This is a genomic window from Caballeronia cordobensis, from assembly GCF_001544575.2.
GTDB classification, from domain to species: domain Bacteria; phylum Pseudomonadota; class Gammaproteobacteria; order Burkholderiales; family Burkholderiaceae; genus Caballeronia; species Caballeronia cordobensis.
Genome location: NZ_FCNY02000040.1, coordinates 1 through 19,101, shown reverse-complemented (window position 1 = coordinate 19,101; position 19,101 = coordinate 1). Strand labels below are relative to the sequence as shown.

The following is a 19,101-nucleotide window of genomic DNA, read 5'->3' as shown; positions in this document are numbered from 1 at the left end:
ACATGAATCGAATCATCGCGCTCGTCGTCGCCGTCGTCATCGTGCTGTTCATCGGTTCGTCGATGATCTTCACCGTGGACGAAAGACATGCTGCCATCGTCGCCGCGCATGGCGAAGGCAACCCGCGTCTCGAAGGCCCCGGCCTGCACTTCAAGCTGCCGCCGCCGTTCCAGACGCTTACGCTCATCGACACGCGCACGCTCACCATCGACGAATCCGGCGCGGACCGCTTCTCGACTTCGGACAAGAACGAAGTGCTGGTGAACACGGTCATCAAGTATCGCGTCGCCGATCCGCTGAAGCTTTTCGAGAGCAACGAGAAGAACACGCAGACGGCCGAGGAGCGCATCCTCGCGCTCGCGCGCACGGCGCTCGCGAGCAGCTTCGCGAAGCACACGCTCTCCGAGTCGCTCGGCAATCAGCAGGCGCTCGCGAGCGACGCGCAAAAGAGCGTCGAAGGCGCAGCGGCGGCGTTCGGCGTGCAACTCGTCGATCTGCAGATGACGCGCATCGACTTTCCGTCGGCGGTGGCCGATTCGGTCTACAAGCGCATGATCGCGGCGCGCCAGCAGGCGGCGGCGAACGAGCGCGCGAAGGGCACGGCGGAAGCGGACAAGATCAAGGCCGACGCGGAACGCACGCAGCAGGCGATTCTCGCGGACGCCTACAGCCAGGCGCAGTCGATCAAGGGCGAAGGAGACAGCAAGGCGGCGGCCATCGCGGCCGATGCGTACGGACGCGATCCGCAGTTCTACCAGTTCTATCAGAGTCTCGAAGCGTATAAGAAGACGTTCAAGCCGGGCGATGTCATGGTCGTCGACCCGAGCAGCGATTTCTTCCGCTTCATGAAGAGCCCGACGGGCGGCGCGGCGGACACGTCGCCTCCCGCCACGGCGAAACGCTGATTCCCGCCCGCGCCGCGCGCCCGCTTCTGGCCGGCGCGGCGCCTACGATCCCCTGGACATGGCCGAGACGTTACTGCTCGCTGTTGCGTTGATGCTGATCATCGAAGGCATGTTTCCCTTCGTTTTTCCGACCGCGTGGCGCGATACCTTTCGCCGCATCGCGGAGCGGCCCACGCACCATATCCGCATCGGCGGACTGGTCGCGATGGTGCTCGGCCTGATCCTGCTGCTGATCGCCACGTAAACCGCGGCGGGCAGCGCGCCGCCATATCGCCTATCTTGTCTTTATCCTTTCGTCCCTGACCGTCGAAGTCCTCGCGCCTGAAGCGCGAAGGCTCGCGTCCCGTAGGAATCGCATCGATGTCCACCTGGTTACTTCCTGAGAATATCGCCGACGTTCTGCCGTCGGAGGCCCGCAAGATCGAAGAGCTGCGCCGCCGCCTGCTCGACCGGTTCCGTTCGTACGGCTACGAGCTCGTGATGCCGCCGATGCTCGAATACCTCGAATCGCTGCTGACGAGCGGCGGAAGCGATCTGAACCTGCGCACCTTCAAGCTCGTCGATCAGTTGTCCGGCCGCACCCTGGGCCTGCGCGCGGACATTACGCCGCAGGTCTCGCGCATCGACGCGCATCTGCTGAACCGGCAGGGCGTGACGCGCCTGTGTTATGCCGGCGTAGTGCTGCACACGCGACCGCGCGGGCTGCACGCGACGCGCGAGCAGATCCAGATCGGCGCTGAAATCTACGGCCACGCAGGGCTCGAAGCGGATCTCGAGATTCAGCAACTGATGCTCGATTCGCTGCATCTGGCAGGTCTGAGGAAAGTGCGTCTCGATCTGTGCCACGCGGGCGTGCTCGCCGCGCTGCTGGAGCTCGAACCGGCCGCGGCGTCGCTCGGCGAAGGGCTTTACGACGCGCTCGCAAGCAAGGACGTGCCGCGTCTGAATGAACTCACCGCGCATCTCGGGCAAGTGCCGCGCGAAGCGTTGCGCGCGCTGCCGTCGCTGTATGGCGATGCGTCCGTGTTGCAGATTGCGCGGGGCCGTCTGCCCAATCTGCCGGTGATCGCACGCGCGCTCGACGACCTCGCGTTCCTCGCAAGTCAGGTCGAAGGCGCGGAACTGATGATCGATCTCGCGGATTTGCGCGGCTACGCCTACCACAGCGGTGTCATGTTCTCCGCCTACATCGATGGCGTGCCCAATGCCGTTGCACGAGGCGGCCGCTACGATGATGTCGGCCTCGCGTACGGTCGTGCGCGACCCGCGACGGGCTTCTCGCTCGATCTGCGCGAAGTGGCGCGCATCTCGCCCGTCGACGCGCGCGGCAGCGCGATTCTCGCGCCGTGGAAGCACGACGAACCGCTGCGCGCGGCGATTCTCGCGCTGCGCGACGCGGGCGAAGTCGTCATTCAGGCGTTGCCCGGCCACGACCACGTGCTCGACGAATTCGCGTTCGACCGCGTACTCGTCGAGCGCGACGGCGCATGGACGATCGAGCCGCGCACTTGAGCACGGCAAATACAGTCGCTTGATCGGAAAGGACTTTTTATTAGCCGATGTCGATCATGCGAGCGTGACGAATTCGCGAAACGCGGCCCGAAAAACTCGGAACCTTCCGCGAACCTAGGTAAAATACGTTTTTAACCAGCTAACGAATCAACATGTCTGCCAGTGCAGTGAATGTGAACCCCGGGCGCAACGTCGTCGTGGTGGGCACCCAGTGGGGTGATGAGGGCAAGGGCAAGATCGTCGACTGGCTGACGGACCACGCCCAGGGCGTCGTGCGCTTCCAGGGCGGTCACAACGCCGGCCATACGCTCATCATCGGCGGCAAGAAAACCATTCTGCGCCTCATTCCGTCGGGCATCATGCGCGCGGGCACGGCCTGTTATATCGGCAATGGCGTCGTGTTGTCGCCGGAAGCGCTGTTCAAGGAAATCGACGAACTCGAAGCCGCGGGCATCGACGTTTCGAAGCGCCTCTTCATCTCCGAAGCCGCCACGCTCGTTCTGCCGTATCACGTCGCCATCGACCAGGCGCGCGAAGCCAAGCGCGGCGCGGGCAAGATCGGCACGACCGGCCGCGGCATCGGCCCGGCGTACGAAGACAAAGTGGCCCGCCGCGGCTTGCGCGTGCAGGATCTCTTCGAGCCCGCCGTGTTCGAGGAACGCCTGCGCGAAGCGCTCGATTTCCATAACTTCGTGCTGACGCAGTATCTCGGCGCGAAGGCCGTCGATTTCCAGGAAACGCTCGACACGATGCTCGGCTACGCCGACCGTCTCGCGCCGATGGTCACGGACGTCTCCCGCCGCCTCTACGACGCGAACCACGCCGGCAACAATCTGCTGTTCGAAGGCGCGCAAGGCACGCTGCTCGACATCGACCACGGCACGTATCCGTTCGTCACGTCGAGCAACTGCGTCGCGGGCGCGGCGACGGCTGGCGCGGGCATCGGGCCGCAGCGGCTGAACTACATTCTCGGCATCACGAAGGCGTACTGCACGCGCGTCGGTTCGGGCCCGTTCCCGAGCGAGCTGTACGACGCCGACAATCCGCAGCGTCAGGAGAAAGTCGGCCTCGATCTCGCGACCGTCGGCAAGGAATTCGGTTCGGTCACGGGCCGTCCGCGCCGCACCGGCTGGCTCGACGCCGCCGCGCTGCGCCGCTCGATCCAGATCAACGGCATTTCGGGCCTGTGCATGACCAAGCTCGATGTGCTCGACGGCCTCGACGAAGTGAAGCTCTGCACGGGCTACACGCTCGACGGCAAGCCGGTCGACATCCTGCCGCGCGGCGCATCGGAAGTGGCGCGTTGCGAGCCGGTGTACGAAACCTTCGGCGGCTGGAAGGAAAGCACCATCGGCATCACGCAATGGGATGCGCTGCCCGCGAACGCGCGCGCTTATCTCACGCGCGTGCAGGAAGTGGCGGGCGTGCCGATCGACATGGTGTCGACTGGCCCGGACCGCGACGAAACCATTCTGCTGCGCCATCCGTTCAAGGTCTGAGCGCTCCCGAGCCTCGACCCGAACCGGACGCTGTAAAAAATGTGGCCGCCTCCTGCGGCCACATTTCGTATATAACCTAAGCATTTGAAAGAGCCTCACCATGATCGCGATGACGGACCCGCGCAACGACGAAAAGAACCTCTGGGTCGGCTGGGATGAATACCACCGGCTGATCGAAGTCCTCGCACTGAAAGTGCACGAGTCGGGCTGGAAGTTCGACAAGATCCTGTGTCTCGCGCGCGGCGGCCTGCGCGTGGGCGATCAGCTTTCGCGCATTTACGACCTGCCGCTCGCCATTCTCGCCACGAGCTCGTATCGCGAAGCCGCGGGCACGGAGCAGGGCGAGCTGGACATCGCGCAGTACATCACGATGACGCGCGGCGATCTGTCCGGCAACGTGCTGCTCGTCGACGATCTCGTCGATTCCGGCGTCACGCTCGCGCGCGTGCAGGAGCATCTGAAGGAGCGCTACCCCGGCATCACGTCGGTGCGCTCGGCGGTGCTCTGGTACAAGGCGTGCTCGAAGATCAAGCCTGACTATCACGTTCAGTTTCTCGAAACGAACCCGTGGATTCATCAGCCGTTCGAGGAGTGGGACACGGTGCGCCCGCACAACCTCGGCGCGTGGATCAAGCGGGGCATGCAAAACGGCCGCGGGTAAGGTGAGACGCCTGATCGTTTTTTACAGCATCACGAGACGAGCGCCGTTGTTCCGGGCACGCTGCCCGGGCCAACGGCGTTGTCGTTTGCGGGCACGGCCGGCGGGCCCCGCGCCCCGTGCCGAGCGCGCCCGCCGACGCCCGTGGGGCGCGATGCTAAACTCTCACTCGCGGCGCTCGTGGCGCATGAGCAACACGCAAGAAGACATCTTCGCGTGCGACGTTAGATAGAATGGCGTTCGTTTTATTCCGCTCTGGACGGATACATCGCTTTTATGACTAACACGACTCACGCGCACGAGCATAAACAACCCATGTCCTCGCTTGCGCTCGCGGCCATCGGCGTAGTTTTCGGCGACATCGGCACGAGTCCTCTTTATTCGTTGAAGGAAGCCTTTAGCCCATCGCACGGCATCGGCTTGTCCGAGGCGTCGATCCTCGGCGTCATCTCCTTGCTCTTCTGGGCGATCGTCATGGTGGTCGCCGTCAAATACGTGCTCTTCGTGATGCGCGCCGACAACAACGGCGAGGGCGGCGTGTTCGCCATGACCACGCTCGCGCTGCGCAGTGTGAATCAGGCGGGCAAGGTCTCGGGCGTGCTGATGATGCTCGGCATCTTCGGCGCGTGCATGTTCTACGGCGATGCGGTCATCACGCCGGCGATGTCGGTGCTGTCGGCGGTCGAAGGTCTCGAAATCGCCGCGCCCAAGCTCACGCCCTACGTGTTGCCGATCACGATCGTCATCCTGATCGCGCTGTTCTGGATTCAGCGCCACGGCACCGCGGTGGTCGGCAAGCTCTTCGGCCCGATCATGGTCGTGTGGTTCGTGACGCTCGCCGTGCTGGGCGCCGCGCACATCATCATGGAGCCGCGCATCATCGTCGCGCTCAATCCGTATTACGCGTTTTCGTTCATGAAGGAGCACGTGCTGCAGGCGTATATCGTGCTCGGCTCCGTCGTGCTGGTGCTGACGGGCGCGGAAGCGCTGTACGCCGACATGGGCCATTTCGGCGTGAAGCCGATCCGCTACGGCTGGTACGGCCTCGTGATGCCCTCGCTGCTGCTCAATTACTTCGGCCAGGGCGCGTTGCTGATGCATTCGCCCAAGGCCATCGAAAGCCCGTTCTTCCTGCTCGCGCCCGACTGGGCATTGCTGCCGCTCGTGATTCTGTCGACGGTCGCGACGGTGATCGCCTCGCAGGCAGTCATTTCGGGCGCGTACTCGCTCACGAGTCAGGCGATCCAGCTCGGCTACGTGCCGCGCATGAAGATCCTGCATACGTCGGAACTCGCGATCGGCCAGATCTATATTCCGCTCGTGAACTGGATGCTGCTGTTCATCATCCTGTGCATCGTCATCGGCTTCAAGAGTTCGGAGAACCTCGCGGCGGCGTACGGTCTCGCCGTTACCGCGACGATGCTCACCACCACCATCCTCGTGTCGGTGGTGATGGTGAATCTGTGGGGCTGGAACCGCTTTCTCGTCGGCGGGATGATCGCGGTGTTCCTGATGATCGACATCGGCTTTTTCGGCGCGAGCCTGCTCAAGATCGAGCAGGGCGGCTGGCTGCCGCTGTGCATCGGCGGTGCGCTCTTCTTCCTGCTGATGACGTGGTACAAGGGCCGCATGATCGTGAAGGATCGCACGGCGGCGGACGGTATTCCGCTCATGCCGTTCCTGCAAGGCCTGCTCGCGCATCCGCCGCATCGCGTGTCGGGCACGGCGATCTATCTCACCGGCAGCGATTCGCTCGTGCCCGTGAGCCTGCTGCACAACCTGAAGCACAACAAGGTGCTGCACGAGCGCACCATCTTCATGAACTTCACGACGCGCGACATTCCGTATGTCGACGACGCACATCGTCTCGAAGTGAAGGACATCGGCGGCGGCCTGTTCCTCGTGAAGGCGGCGTACGGCTTCAACGAGACGCCGGACGTGAAGGCCGTGCTGGAGCAGATCACGCGCACGCACGCGATGACCTTCGAGTTGATGGACACGTCGTTTTTCATGGCGCGCGAAACCGTCGTGCCGACGGAACTGCCCGGCATGTCCGTGTGGCGCGAGCGCGTGTTCGCGTGGATGCATCAGAACGCGGCAAAGCCGACGGACTTCTTCAGCATTCCCGCGAATCGGGTCGTCGAGCTGGGAACGAAGATCGAAATCTGACGCAGCGTTTTTCAGGCGCGCAAAAAGAAACCCCACGTCGCAAAACGTGGGGTTTTTTGTTGGCAGACTGAAGTCTTAGCGTTTCAGTTTCGCGAACGCCGCCGCCATTGCGCCTCCCGGCTCCGGCTCGCGGCGCTGGTTCGGACGCGCATCGCGCCGGCGATCCTGCGACGCGCCGCGCGGCTGCGATCCGGCGTTCGAACTGGCCGGCGCGAGGTCGTCGTCGAGGCGCATCGTGAGCGAAATGCGCTGACGTTTCACATCGGTTTCCAGCACCTTCACCTTCACGACCTGGCCCGCCTTCACGACTTCATGCGGATCCTTGATGAATTTCGTCGACAGCGCCGACACGTGCACGAGGCCGTCCTGATGCACGCCGATATCGACGAACGCGCCGAATGCGGCCACATTCGTCACGACGCCTTCGAGGATCATGCCCGGCACGAGATCCGAAATTTTCTCGATGCCTTCCTTGAACGTCGCCGTCTTGAATTCGGGGCGCGGATCGCGGCCCGGCTTTTCCAGTTCGGCGAGAATGTCGCGCACGGTCGGCAGACCGAAACGATCGTCGACGAATTCGGTCGGCGAGAGTCCCGTCAATGCCTCGCGTTTGCCGAGCACATCGCCGATATGCTTCTTGATCTTCGCGAGCATGCGCTCGACGACCGGATACGCTTCCGGGTGCACTGACGAACGATCGAGCGGATTCTCGCCGTTGTTGATGCGCAAGAAGCCTGCTGCCTGCTCGAAGGTCTTGTCGCCGAGACGCGGCACCTTCTTCAGATGCTCGCGCGAGGGGAAGGGCCCGTTGGCGTCGCGATAATCGACGATATTGCGCGCGAGCGTGCCGTTCAGCCCCGACACGCGCGCGAGCAGCGCGACCGATGCAGTGTTCGCATCGACGCCGACCGCATTCACGCAATCCTCGACGACCGCATCGAGCGAGCGCGCCAGTTCGCGCTGATTCACGTCGTGCTGATACTGGCCGACGCCGATCGCCTTCGGCTCGATCTTCACGAGTTCGGCGAGCGGGTCTTGCAAACGCCGCGCGATCGACACCGCGCCGCGCAACGAAACGTCGAGTTCCGGAAATTCCTTCGCTGCCAGTTCCGACGCCGAATACACCGACGCGCCCGCTTCCGACACCACGATCTTTTGCAACTTCAGGTCCGGATGCTTGGCCATGAGCTCGCTCGCGAGCTTGTCGGTTTCGCGCGACGCGGTGCCGTTGCCGATCGACACGAGCTCGGCCTGCGTCTGCGCCGCGATGCGCGCGAGCTTCGCGATGGAGCCGTCCCAGTCGCGGCGCGGCTCGTGCGGATAGATGGTGTCGGTGGCGAGCAGCTTGCCCGTGCGATCGACGACCGCGACCTTCACGCCCGTGCGCAGACCCGGATCCAGACCGATGACGGCCTTCGGACCCGCGGGCGCGGCGAGCAGCAAGTCCTTCAGATTGCGCGCGAACACGCGAATGGCTTCGTGCTCGGCTTCTTCGCGCAACTGCGTGAGCAATTCCGTTTCGATGTGCGGCTGCACCTTCACGCGCCAGCACCAGCGGCATACGTCGGAGAGCCATTTGTCGGCGGCGCGTCCGCGATTAACGATGCCGAAATGGCCCGCGATCATCGTTTCGCACGGGTGCGGAATCTGCGCGTCGAGTTCTTCGCCCAGGCCGAGCTTGACGCTCAAAACACCCGCATTGCGGCCGCGAAACAGCGCGAGCGCGCGATGCGAGGGCACCGTGCGGATCGTTTCGCTGTAGTCGTAGTAGTCGCGGAATTTTTCGCCTTCCTCGCTTTCCTTGCCGGCCACCACGCTCGACATGACGAGGCCCTGGCTGAACAGATGCTCGCGCAGCTTGCCGAGAATTTCAGCGGTTTCGCCAAACTGCTCGGAGAGGATGTCGCGCGCGCCGTCGAGCGCGGCTTTCGTATCGGCGACGCCCTTGTCCGCATCGACGTACTTGGCGGCTTCGGCTTGCGGATCGAGCGTCGGGTCGGCGAGCAGCGCCTGCGCGAGTGGCTCCAGTCCGGCTTCGCGGGCGATCTGCGCGCGCGTGCGGCGCTTGGGCTTGTAGGGCAGGTATAGGTCTTCGAGCACCTGCTTGCTGTCCGCGCCTTCGATGGCGTTGCGCAATTCGTCGGTGAGCTTGCCTTGCTCGTCGATGCTCGACAGAATCGCGGCGCGGCGGTCTTCGAGTTCGCGCAGATAGAGCAGGCGCTCTTCGAGCGTGCGCAATTGCGTGTCGTCGAGGTTGCCCGTGACTTCCTTGCGGTATCGGGCGATGAACGGGACAGTCGAGCCTTCATCGAGAAGCTGCACGGCGGCGGCGACCTGGCGCGGCTGCACGGTGAGTTCGGTGGCGATGCGCTGTACGATCTTGAGTGCTACGGTTTCCGTCATGATTCTGCGCTGTCTTCGGCTCGGCGGCGCGGTCCGCGCCGCGTGCGCCGGATTCGCGTGAGCGAGGCGCTGCGGGCGGGCGGCCGCGTGACGAGCGGGGTTCGGACCGGGTTGCTGAGCCGGGCATTTTGCCATAAATGCCGGAGCGCTCCGGCGCGCGATGATAGAATTTGGGCATCGGCGAAGCCGCTTCGCACCTGATTCCTTATCACGTTGCCCGTCATTCATTTGCCCAACTTTCGCCTTTCGAACCTGCCGGCCGCGGCGGCCGTTTTGCTGTCGTGCGTAACGGGCGCAGTTGCTCCGTCCAGCGCGCTCGCTCAATCCGCCAAACCGATCGATCCCGGCACGTCCGTGAGTGCGCGTCCGCTCGACGCCGCGCCGTCATCCGAGAAGAGCGCCGACGCCGCGCTGAAAGCCGGCTTCGTCGAGCGGCAGAAAGTGCTGGATCAGCGCACCGAAGAAAACAACTACCGCTACGGCGTGAAGCAGCACGACTGCTATAGCAAGTTCTTCGTGAATCACTGTCTCGACAAGGCGCGCAACGAAATGCGCGACGCGCGTCAGCAGATCCGTCAGGAACAGCTTGCGCTCGACGACGAGCAGCGCGCCGAACATGCGAAGGAGCGTGATCAGCAGGCCGCGATCAAACGGGCGCAATATCAGGCGGAAGCGCCGCAGCGCGCGGCGAACGAGCAGGCAAGCCAGAAGGCCTTCGAGGACAAGCAGCGTCAGAACGCACTCGCCGCCGCACAGCGCGAGGGTGAAGCGCCGCAGCGCGCGGCCAATCAGAAGGCCTACGACCAGAAGCAGGCGGACTACCAGAAGAAGCTCGACGAAGCGCGCGCACGCGGCGTGCAGGACGCGCAGGAACGCGACGAGAAAGCGCAGCGCTTCGAGCAGAAGCAGCAGGAAGCGGCGCAGCATCGCGCGGAAGTCGAGGCGCGCCAGAAGGAAGCCGCGAGAAAGGCGCAGGAAAAGGCGCAGCAGCAGGAGCAGGAGCGCCAGGAACAACTGAAGCTCAAGCAGCAACAGCAGCAACAACAGCAGCAGCAAGGTAAATAGGGCGGGCTGTGGCGCGAGCCGGGCAAGCCCGAGCGAAGAGGATGAAAGGAGGCGAGCATGCAGCAGCGCTTGAACGCACCCCGTCAACCCGCCACGGATGCCGCCGTGCTTCGCGATCGCATCGCGCAATTGCAGGACGAGCATCACAGCCTGGACACGCTGATCGACAAGTTGTCCGGCATCGACGATCTGGAGCTGAGGCGCTTGAAGAAGCGCAAGCTCAAAGTGAAGGACACCATTCTCCTGCTGCAATTGCAGCTGGACTCGGACGCGCACTGAACGCCGCGCGCCGGCCGCGGGCTCGCGCTGGCGCCGGCGTCTCGCGAAGCTGGGCGCGCCGGAACCCGCAGGAATTAGCACGCCTTGAACTCATCCGCACAAACCAGCGACGACGCGACCGCGTCGCTCGCGCTGACGACCAAGCGCAGCGCCGAGCTCGACGCTATCTTCTCCGCCCAGGGGCTTCTCGCACGCGCGATCGACGGTTATCGATCGCGTGCGTCGCAGATCGAAATGGCGCGCTCGGTCGCGGCCGCGATGGAAGCGTCCGGCCGCGCCATGCCCGAGCCCGCGATGTTCGAGGCGCAGCGCCGCCCCGCGCGCAAGCTCGGACCGTCGGACAAGCCTTATGAGCCGGAAGAGCAGCCGGCCGGGGATATCGGCATCGCGACGGCGAAGACGGCCATCGACGGCGGCGAGAATACGCTTATCGTCGAGGCTGGAACGGGCACGGGCAAGACCTATGCCTATCTGGTTCCGGCCATGCTGTGGGGCGGCAAGGTCATCGTCTCGACGGGCACGAAGCATCTTCAGGATCAGCTCTTTCAGCGCGACATTCCGACCGTGCGCGACGCGCTCGCCGTGCCGGTGTCGGTCGCGATGCTGAAGGGCCGCGCGAACTACCTGTGCCACTATTACCTCGAGCGCACCGCCGACAACGGCCGTTTGCCGTCGCGCCAGGACACGTCGCATCTGCAGGAGATCGTCCGTTTCGCGAAGATCACGCGCACCGGCGACAAGGCCGAACTCGCGAGCGTGCCGGAGAATTCGCCCGTCTGGCCGATGGTCACGTCCACGCGCGACAACTGTCTCGGCCAGGAATGCCCGCACTACAAGGAATGCTTCGTCATGCAGGCGCGCAAGGAGGCGCAGCAGGCGGACATCGTCGTGGTGAATCATCACCTGTTTTTCGCCGATGTGATGCTGCGCGACACCGGCATGGCCGAACTGCTGCCCACGGCGAACACGATCATTTTCGACGAGGCGCATCAGTTGCCCGAAACGGCGACGCTCTTTTTCGGCGAGACGCTGTCGACCACTCAACTGCTCGAACTCGCACGCGATACGGTCGCCGAAGGGCTTTCGCATGCGCGCGACGCCGCCGACTGGACCAAGCTCGGCGCCGCGCTCGAACGCGCCGCGCGCGATGTGCGGCTCGCGTTCAAGGAAGATTCGGTGCGCCTGTCGCTCGGCCAGTTGCCGGATGGCCATCCGATCTTCGAAGCGCTCGACACGCTCGAAACGCATCTCGCGGCGCTCGCCTCCGCGCTCGGCTCGCATGCGGAGCGCGCGGAATCGTTGCAGGCGCTGGTGCGCCGCGCGCGCGAGTTGCAGGATCTGCTCGCGGGCTGGACCACGCCGCCGACTTCGCTGGAGCGCGCTGTCGTCGCCGACGAGGACACGGCCAGGGAAGCCGCGAAAGAAGAACCGAACGAAATGGTGCGCTGGATCGAAGTGTTCTCGCACACGGTCCAGTTGCACGAAACGCCGCTGTCCGTCGCGCCGATTTTCGCGAAGCAGCGCGCGGGCGTGCCGCGCGCGTGGATCTTCACGTCGGCGACGCTTTCCGTGCGCGGCGATTTCACGCATTACGCGGCGCAAATGGGCCTGAACGCGCGCCGTTCGATGACTTTGCCGAGCCCGTTCGATTACCCGTCGCAGGGTTTGCTGTACGTGCCGCGCAACCTGCCGCAGCCGTCGTCGCCGCAATTCACCGATGCCGTGTTCGAAGCGGCGCTGCCCGTTATCGAATCGGCGGGCGGCGGCGTGTTCGTGTTGTGCACGACGCTGCGCGCGGTCGATCGCATCGCCACGCGTCTGCGCGAGGTGATCGAGCGGCGCGGCTGGGACAATCCGCTGCTGGTGCAGGGCGACGCGAGCCGCACTGAATTGCTCGACCGTTTTCGCGCCTACGGCAATGCGATCCTCGTGGGAAGTCAAAGCTTCTGGGAAGGCGTCGACGTGCGCGGCGACGCGCTTTCGCTCGTCGTCATCGACAAGCTGCCGTTCGCGCCGCCGGACGACCCCGTGCTCGCCGCGCGCCTCGACGCGCTCACCAAGAAGGGTCTGAGCCCGTTCGCCGTGCATCAGTTGCCGCAGGCGGTCATCACGCTCAAGCAGGGCGCGGGGCGTCTGATTCGCGCGGAAACGGATCGCGGCGTGTTGATGATTTGTGACACGCGCCTCGTCGACAAGCCTTACGGCCGGCGCATCTGGCAAAGCCTGCCGCCGTTCAAGCGCACGCGCGAACTGGACGTGGTGCGCGAGTTTTTCACCGACGCGGCGAAATGGAAAACGGAACTGGCGGAATAACGCTCGGAGTCCTGACTATTTGCCGAAACAAAAAAATGGCCGGTTGATAACCGGCCATTTTTGCGTCGTGCCTGAATTACCAGATCTGATACCAGGGCTTGTCGGCGTTCGCGCGGCGCTTGCCCGTCACGTACGGGCTGTCCGGGAACGTTGCGGCGAGCACGCGCTTGGTGTCGTCGGCGAGTTGCGGCTGATCGAGCTTCTCGTACGACAGCATCATGATATGCAGCGCGTCTTCCGTGGCCGGCGCGTTCTTGTATTCGCGAATCGCGAGTTGCGCGCGATTGATCGCGGCGACATACGCGCCACGGCGATAGTAATAATCTGCCGCGTGGACTTCGTGCGAAGCGAGCGCGTTCACGATATAGCGCATGCGCTGCGCGGCGTCGGGCGCGTACTTGCTTTGCGGATAGCGGTCGACCACGACCTTGAACGCGTCATAGGACTCGCGCAGCGACTTGGGGTCGCGCTCGCTCATGTCCTGACCCGAAAAGCGGCCGAAGAGGCCGAGATCGTCGTTGAAGTGGATCATGCCCTTGAGATAGTACGCATACGCGATCTCGGGATGATCCGGGTGCAGCTTGATGAAACGGTCGATGGCCTGGTCGGCGTTCGCGGTTTCACTGTCCTTCCAGTTGCAGTACGCGACGTTGATCTGCGCCTGCTGCGCGAAATGGCCGAACGGGTCGCGCCCTTCGAGCGCCTCGAAGTACTTGGCGCACTTGCCCCAGTCGCTGCCGGAGAGCGCGTCCTGAGCCTCCGTATATAATTTGTTGTTATTCCACGTTGCCGTTTCGTCGGTCTTCTCGGGCAGTCCGTGACAGGCCGCGACGACGGCGACGCTCGCGGCCAGCGCCAGATACTTGATCGATTGACGCATCGAGTGATGAATGGTGTTGAAGGCTCGCATCAGTGCTTGCTGTTCCTGGCTGATTCTTGCAGATTCTTCGCTGTTTCTAGCTGTGTTTCCGGCGTGGCTTGCCGCTTCATGGGCCGCTTTATGCAGCCCGCCTTTGCAGCCTCATGCCGCCGAATTTTCGTTCAAATGACCCGCTCAAGTACTCGTCGTACCAAAGACCAACTCAAAGATTATAGCCGAAGCGCCACCGGCGACGACTCGGCATCCGCCGATTCCGCAGCCGGCGCGGACCGCGAAGCGCCGCGCGAGGCGCGCGTGCCCGACGCGCTCGCGGGCGAGCGGCTCGACAAGGTGCTCGCCAGGATCTTCCCCGAGTTCTCGCGCAACCGCATGCAGGGCTGGATCGAGGAAGGGCGCGTGCGCGTCGACGGCGCGCTCGCGAAGGTGCGCCAGCCCGTGCCGCTCGGCGCCACGATCACCCTCGTGCCGGACCTGCTGCCCGAGCAGCTCGCGTTCGCGCCCGAAGCGGTGCCGCTGCATATCGTGTATGAAGACGAGACGCTCGTCGTCATCAACAAGCCCGCCGGCATGGTCGTGCATCCGGCGGCGGGCAACTGGAGCGGCACGCTGCTCAACGGTCTCCTGCATCGTTACGGCGAGGCGGCCGCGGGGCTGCCGCGCGCCGGCATCGTGCATCGGCTGGACAAGGAAACCTCCGGGCTCATGGTCGTCGCGCGCACGCTGCAGGCGCAGACCGACCTCGTGCGTCAGTTGCAGGCGCGCACGGTGAAACGCCGCTACGTCGCGTTCGTGTGGGGCGCCATGCGCGACGAAGGCACGATCGACGCGCCCATCGGCCGCGATCCGCGCGAGCGCACGCGCATGGCGGTCGTGCAGAGCGCATCGGGCAAACCGGCGCGCACGCACTTCAAGACGATCGACCGCACGACGTGGCACGGCCAGCCGGTGAGCGCCATTCATTGCGATCTGGAAACCGGCCGCACGCATCAGATTCGCGTGCATTGCGCGCACGCGGGGCATCCGCTGCTCGGCGATCCCGTGTACGGGCGCGCGCGCGGCAAGCGTTCGGTGACGCCGTTGCCGAACGGTTTCGCGCGTCAGGCCTTGCACGCGTGGCGGCTCGGCCTGATCCACCCCGCGACCGGCAAGGACGTGCACTGGCGCGCGGACGTCCCGGAAGACATCGCGGCACTCGCCGCGGAACTCGGCTTCGGGCAGGACGAGGAAGTCGAATTCGACGAGGAGGGCGACTTCGCGCAAGCCTACGAAATGGGCGAGGGCGAAGACGACTGGGACGACGAAGACTACGAGGACGACGAAGCATGACGCACGACACCGCCGATCTGCAATCGAAGGACTGCCTCTGGCCGCAATGGAAGGTGTCGCCGCGCGTGCGGGCGTTCGTCACGACGCGCGCGGGCGGCGTGAGCCTCGCGCCTTTCGGTGGCGGCGCATCCGGCGCGGGCGGGCTCAATCTCGGCTTTTCATCGGGCGATGCGCCGGAGGCCGTGCGCGAGAACCGCCGTCGCGCGCTCGCCTTGACGGCTTCGCCCCATGCCGCGTGGCTCGAACAGATTCACGGCACGCAAGTCGAAGACGCGCACGCGGTCATGGAACGCCTGGCGCAAGGCGAACGCACGCGCGCCGACGCCAGCGTGACCGACCGCGCGGGCGTCGTGTGCGTCGTGATGACGGCCGATTGCCTTCCGGTGCTCTTTTGCGACGACGAAGGCCGCGCCGTCGGCGCCGCGCACGCGGGCTGGCGGGGGCTTGCGGGCGGCATCATCGAGAAAACGGGCGAGCGGGTCGCGGCGCTCGCGGGCGTGCCGGCCTCAAAGCTCAACGCGTTTCTCGGACCGGCCATCGGCCCGGCCGCGTTCGAAGTGGGCGAGGACGTGCTCGATGCCTTCGCCGCCGCCGCGCCGCCTGATCGCCGCGACGCCACGACAGCGGCATTCAGGGCCGCTGGCGGCGCGCCCGCCAAATACTTCGCCGATATTTACGCGCTCGCGCGCCTGCGCCTCGCCGATCTGGGCGTCGATGCCGCGCGCATTCACGGCGGCACGCATTGCACGGTCACGGAAAGAGAGCGTTTCTACTCGTATCGGCGCGACCGTGTGACCGGCCGCATGGCGGCGATGATCTGGCTCGCCGATTAACTGCGCGCAAATCGCGTTGGATGCTATCCGACAATCATTGCCCGGTTGTGACGAAACTCCGTACGAAACCGGAAACGAAGCCGCCGACGAAACCCCATGTGAAACACATATTTCGCATGGGGGAAAACGATAATTAAAAAAATATCGCACTGCGGCAAAATCGGGACGAAGCATTGACATGCCTGACATCCTGGAGCAAGAATGTTCCCGGAATTCATTCAATCGGGCACGGCGTAGCAAGGCTCTTTCTTGCCACGCGCATAAGGCGCACCAATACTTGCGCGCTGGTCAGGAAAGCCCGGCGATGCCTGCATTAGCAATCCAGGTCTTACGAGACTCACAGGTCAAAAGCGGGTATGGCTTCCAAATCTACTTCCTCCTCTTCCCGCTCCCGTACCGCCGACAGCACTTCGGCTCAGGCGTCATCTGCCGAATCGACTGGCGTACAGCAGGCGTTCGATCAATGGTTGAACGCGTGGCGTTCCGTCGCGGACCCCGCGCAATGGGCGAAGCTCACTCAACAGACGAATAGCGCAGCTGCGTCGAGCGCGCCGAACGCCGCCGATACCGCGAATGCAGCGGCGTCGCCGTTCGCGGCATTCAGCGCATTCGCCAACGGTTTTCCGAACGGGTTTCCCTCGGCATTCCCAAATGCCTTTCCGACGCTCGGCGCCATGCCGCAGATGCCCGACATCACGAAGATGGACGGCCTCGCGGAATTCGCCAAGCTCGCGAGCAGCATGCCGGGTTTCGGCGCGGCGATGCAGGGTCTGCCCACGCTGCCGAAGATTCCGACCGCCGCGATCCCGCCTGAGCGACTCCAGCAGTTGCAGAGCGACTATGCGCGCGATACCTCGGAGCTGCTCAAGCAGGCCGGCGCGCAGGCCATCGATCCGACCGCGCTGAAAGACCGGCGCTTCACCGATGTCTCGTGGCAATCGACGCCCGCGTATGCCTTCACGGCCGCGTGGTATCTGCTCAACGCGCGCTATCTGCAGGAACTCGCGGATGCCGTGCAGAGCGATCCGAAAACGCGCGAGCGCATTCGCTTCACGGTGCAGCAGTGGGCGGCCGCGGCGTCGCCGAGCAATTACCTCGCGCTCAATCCCGAGGCGCAAAAGGCGCTCATCGAGAGCAAGGGCGAGAGCCTGCGTCAGGGCATGCTGAACCTGCTCGGCGACATGCAGCGCGGCAAGATTTCGCAGTCGGACGAATCGCGCTTTTCAGTCGGCAAGAACATTGCCTCGACCGAAGGCTCGGTCGTGTACGAGAACGAGCTGCTGCAACTGATCCAGTACAAGCCGCTCGCGCCGAAGGTCTACGCGCGCCCGCTTCTGATCGTGCCGCCGTGCATCAACAAGTACTACATCCTCGATCTGTCGCCGGAAAGCTCGCTCGTGCGCTATGCGCTCCAGGAAGGGCATCAGGTGTACATCCTCTCGTGGCGCAACGCGGATCAGTCGATCGCGCACAAGACGTGGGACGACTACGTCGAACAGGGCGTGCTCGAGACGATCGGCGTCGTGCGGGAAATCAGCGGCGAAGACCAGATCAACACGCTGGGCTTCTGCATCGGCGGAACGATTCTCTCGACCGCGCTCGCCGTGGCAAAAGCGCGCGGTGAAGAGCCGGCCGCATCGATGACGCTGCTCACGTCGATGCTCGACTTCTCCGACACCGGCGTGCTCGACGTGTTCGTCGACGAGGCACACGTGCAGATGCGCGAGCAGGCGATCGGCGGCAAGGGCGGCGCGCCGGCGGGCCTCATGCGCGGCGTCGAGTTCGCGAACACGTTCTCGTATCTGCGCCCGAACGATCTGGTGTGGAACTACGTCGTCGACAACTATCTCAAGGGGCGCACGCCGCAGGCCTTCGATCTGCTGTTCTGGAACAGCGATTCGACGAACCTGCCCGGCCCGATGTGCGTCTGGTATCTGCGCAATACCTACCTCGAGAACAAGCTCAAGAATCCGAACGCGCTGACCGTGTGCGGCGAGTCGATCGACCTGTCGAGCCTCGAGCTGCCGACCTTCATCTACGGCTCGCGCGAAGACCATATCGTGCCGTGGAAATCGGCTTATGCCTCCGCGCCGCTCCTCACGGGCCCGCAAAAGTTCGTGCTGGGCGCATCGGGGCATATCGCGGGCGTGATCAATCCGCCGTCGAAGAACAAGCGCAGCTTCTGGATGATCGACAGCGACGACAAGCGCCTGCCCGACAATCCCGACGCGTGGTTCGACGCCGCGGCGGAGCATCCCGGAAGCTGGTGGCCGACCTGGTCGAAGTGGCTCGCGCAGAACGCGGGCGAACAGGTCAAGCCTCAAGCGTCGCAGGGTTCGAAGAAGTATCCGGTGATCGAGGCCGCACCTGGCCGCTACGTTCTGGAACGCGACTACTGAGCGGCGCGATCGTGCATGAGAGCACGCGATGCCGGCCCAAAGCCGCATTAACATTCGATACCAAAGGAAACTGAAATGACTGACGTAGTGATCGTATCGGCCGCGCGTACGGCGGTAGGCAAATTCGGCGGTTCGCTCGCGAAGATCGCGGCGCCGGACCTGGGTGCGACGATTATCAAGGCCGCGCTGGAGCGCGCGGGCGTGAAGCCGGATCAGGTGAGCGAAGTCATCATGGGCCAGGTGCTGGCGGCAGGCTCGGGCCAGAATCCGGCGCGCCAGTCGCTGATCAAGGCCGGTCTGCCCGACATGGTGCCCGGCATGACGATCAACAAGGTGTGCGGCTCGGGTCTGAAGGCGGTGATGCTCGCCGCGAACGCGATCATCGCGGGCGATGCGGACATCGTCGTCGCGGGCGGTCAGGAAAACATGAGCGCCGCGCCGCACGTGCTGCCGGGTTCGCGCGACGGTTTCCGCATGGGCGACGCCAAACTCATCGACACGATGATCGTCGATGGCCTGTGGGACGTCTATAACAACTATCACATGGGCACGACGGCGGAAAACGTCGCGAAGGAATTCGGCATCACGCGCGAGCAGCAGGACGCGTTCGCGGCGCTGTCGCAGAACAAGGCCGAGGCCGCGCAAAAGGCGGGCCGCTTCAACGACGAAATCGTGCCGGTCGCGATTCCGCAGCGCAAGGGCGACCCGATCCAGTTCGCCACGGACGAATTCGTGCGCCACGGCGTGACGGCCGAAGCGCTCGCGGGCCTGAAGCCGGCGTTTTCGAAGGAAGGCACGGTGACGGCGGCGAACGCATCGGGCATCAACGACGGCGCGGCGGCGGTCGTGGTGATGTCGGC

The 19,101-nt window shown here is 64.4% G+C and carries 15 protein-coding genes; 13 read left to right on the top strand and 2 right to left on the bottom strand.

Annotated elements, in window-relative coordinates:
* Window positions 1-2 precede the first annotated feature (2 nt).
* The 6 genes from hflC to AWB70_RS37090 all read left to right on the top strand — a co-directional run bounded on the left by hflC (window position 3) and on the right by AWB70_RS37090 (window position 6,743).
* A complete protein-coding gene (gene hflC / locus AWB70_RS37115) occupies window positions 3-905 on the top strand; it encodes a protease modulator HflC (RefSeq protein ID WP_053568327.1) in 903 nt (300 codons plus the stop codon).
* A gap of 52 nt (window positions 906-957) precedes the next feature.
* The gene (locus AWB70_RS37110) at window positions 958-1,149 is read left to right on the top strand and encodes a DUF2065 domain-containing protein (RefSeq protein WP_014191600.1); all 192 of its coding nucleotides are present in this window, start codon (window positions 958-960) and stop codon (window positions 1,147-1,149) included.
* A 116-nt stretch (window positions 1,150-1,265) separates the two neighbouring features.
* Complete coding sequence (locus tag AWB70_RS37105) at window positions 1,266-2,417, top strand: ATP phosphoribosyltransferase regulatory subunit (protein ID WP_053568326.1); 1,152 nt, start codon at window positions 1,266-1,268, stop codon at window positions 2,415-2,417.
* A gap of 152 nt (window positions 2,418-2,569) precedes the next feature.
* Window positions 2,570-3,916 carry an adenylosuccinate synthase gene (locus AWB70_RS37100; RefSeq protein WP_014191598.1) on the top strand — a complete coding sequence of 449 codons (1,347 nt, stop codon included), beginning with the start codon at window positions 2,570-2,572 and terminating at the stop codon, window positions 3,914-3,916.
* A 100-nt stretch (window positions 3,917-4,016) separates the two neighbouring features.
* Window positions 4,017-4,577, top strand: a complete 561-nt coding sequence (locus tag AWB70_RS37095) for a phosphoribosyltransferase (RefSeq protein ID WP_014191597.1) — start codon at window positions 4,017-4,019, stop codon at window positions 4,575-4,577.
* Window positions 4,578-4,850: 273 nt separating this feature from the next.
* Window positions 4,851-6,743, top strand: coding sequence for a potassium transporter Kup (locus AWB70_RS37090; protein WP_014191596.1), 1,893 nt, complete (start codon window positions 4,851-4,853; stop codon window positions 6,741-6,743).
* 75 nt (window positions 6,744-6,818) lie between these two features.
* Here AWB70_RS37090 and AWB70_RS37085 read toward each other — a convergent pair whose 3' ends face one another.
* The gene (locus AWB70_RS37085; protein ID WP_053568325.1) at window positions 6,819-9,146 is read right to left on the bottom strand and encodes a Tex family protein; all 2,328 of its coding nucleotides are present in this window, start codon (window positions 9,144-9,146) and stop codon (window positions 6,819-6,821) included.
* Window positions 9,147-9,374: 228 nt separating this feature from the next.
* Here AWB70_RS37085 and AWB70_RS37080 point away from each other — a divergent pair, with 228 nt between their 5' ends.
* The 3 genes from AWB70_RS37080 to yoaA all read left to right on the top strand — a co-directional run bounded on the left by AWB70_RS37080 (window position 9,375) and on the right by yoaA (window position 12,803).
* Complete coding sequence (locus AWB70_RS37080) at window positions 9,375-10,211, top strand: flotillin family protein (RefSeq protein ID WP_053568334.1); 837 nt, start codon at window positions 9,375-9,377, stop codon at window positions 10,209-10,211.
* Between the two features lie 57 nt (window positions 10,212-10,268).
* The gene (locus AWB70_RS37075; protein ID WP_014191593.1) at window positions 10,269-10,490 is read left to right on the top strand and encodes a DUF465 domain-containing protein; all 222 of its coding nucleotides are present in this window, start codon (window positions 10,269-10,271) and stop codon (window positions 10,488-10,490) included.
* A gap of 84 nt (window positions 10,491-10,574) precedes the next feature.
* Window positions 10,575-12,803: a DNA repair helicase YoaA gene (gene yoaA, locus AWB70_RS37070; protein ID WP_014191592.1), complete on the top strand. Its 2,229-nt coding sequence runs from the start codon at window positions 10,575-10,577 to the stop codon at window positions 12,801-12,803.
* Window positions 12,804-12,879: 76 nt separating this feature from the next.
* On the opposite strand, the gene AWB70_RS37065 is transcribed toward yoaA, so the two are convergent.
* On the bottom strand, window positions 12,880-13,713 hold the full coding sequence (locus AWB70_RS37065; protein ID WP_014191591.1) for an outer membrane protein assembly factor BamD: 834 nt from the start codon (window positions 13,711-13,713) through the stop codon (window positions 12,880-12,882).
* 135 nt (window positions 13,714-13,848) lie between these two features.
* On the opposite strand from AWB70_RS37065, the gene AWB70_RS37060 reads away from it, so the two are divergent.
* The 4 genes from AWB70_RS37060 to AWB70_RS37045 all read left to right on the top strand — a co-directional run.
* A complete protein-coding gene (locus AWB70_RS37060) occupies window positions 13,849-15,009 on the top strand; it encodes an RluA family pseudouridine synthase (protein ID WP_075644220.1) in 1,161 nt (386 codons plus the stop codon).
* Entirely contained in the window at window positions 15,006-15,842 is an 837-nt protein-coding gene (gene pgeF, locus AWB70_RS37055; protein ID WP_053568324.1) for a peptidoglycan editing factor PgeF, read from the top strand. Before AWB70_RS37060 ends, pgeF begins: the two co-directional genes overlap by 4 nt.
* 356 nt (window positions 15,843-16,198) lie before the next feature.
* Entirely contained in the window at window positions 16,199-18,241 is a 2,043-nt protein-coding gene (phaC, locus tag AWB70_RS37050; RefSeq protein ID WP_087086394.1) for a class I poly(R)-hydroxyalkanoic acid synthase, read from the top strand.
* Between the two features lie 75 nt (window positions 18,242-18,316).
* On the top strand, window positions 18,317-19,101 hold a 785-nt coding region (locus AWB70_RS37045; protein WP_060854083.1), incomplete at its 3' end, for an acetyl-CoA C-acyltransferase.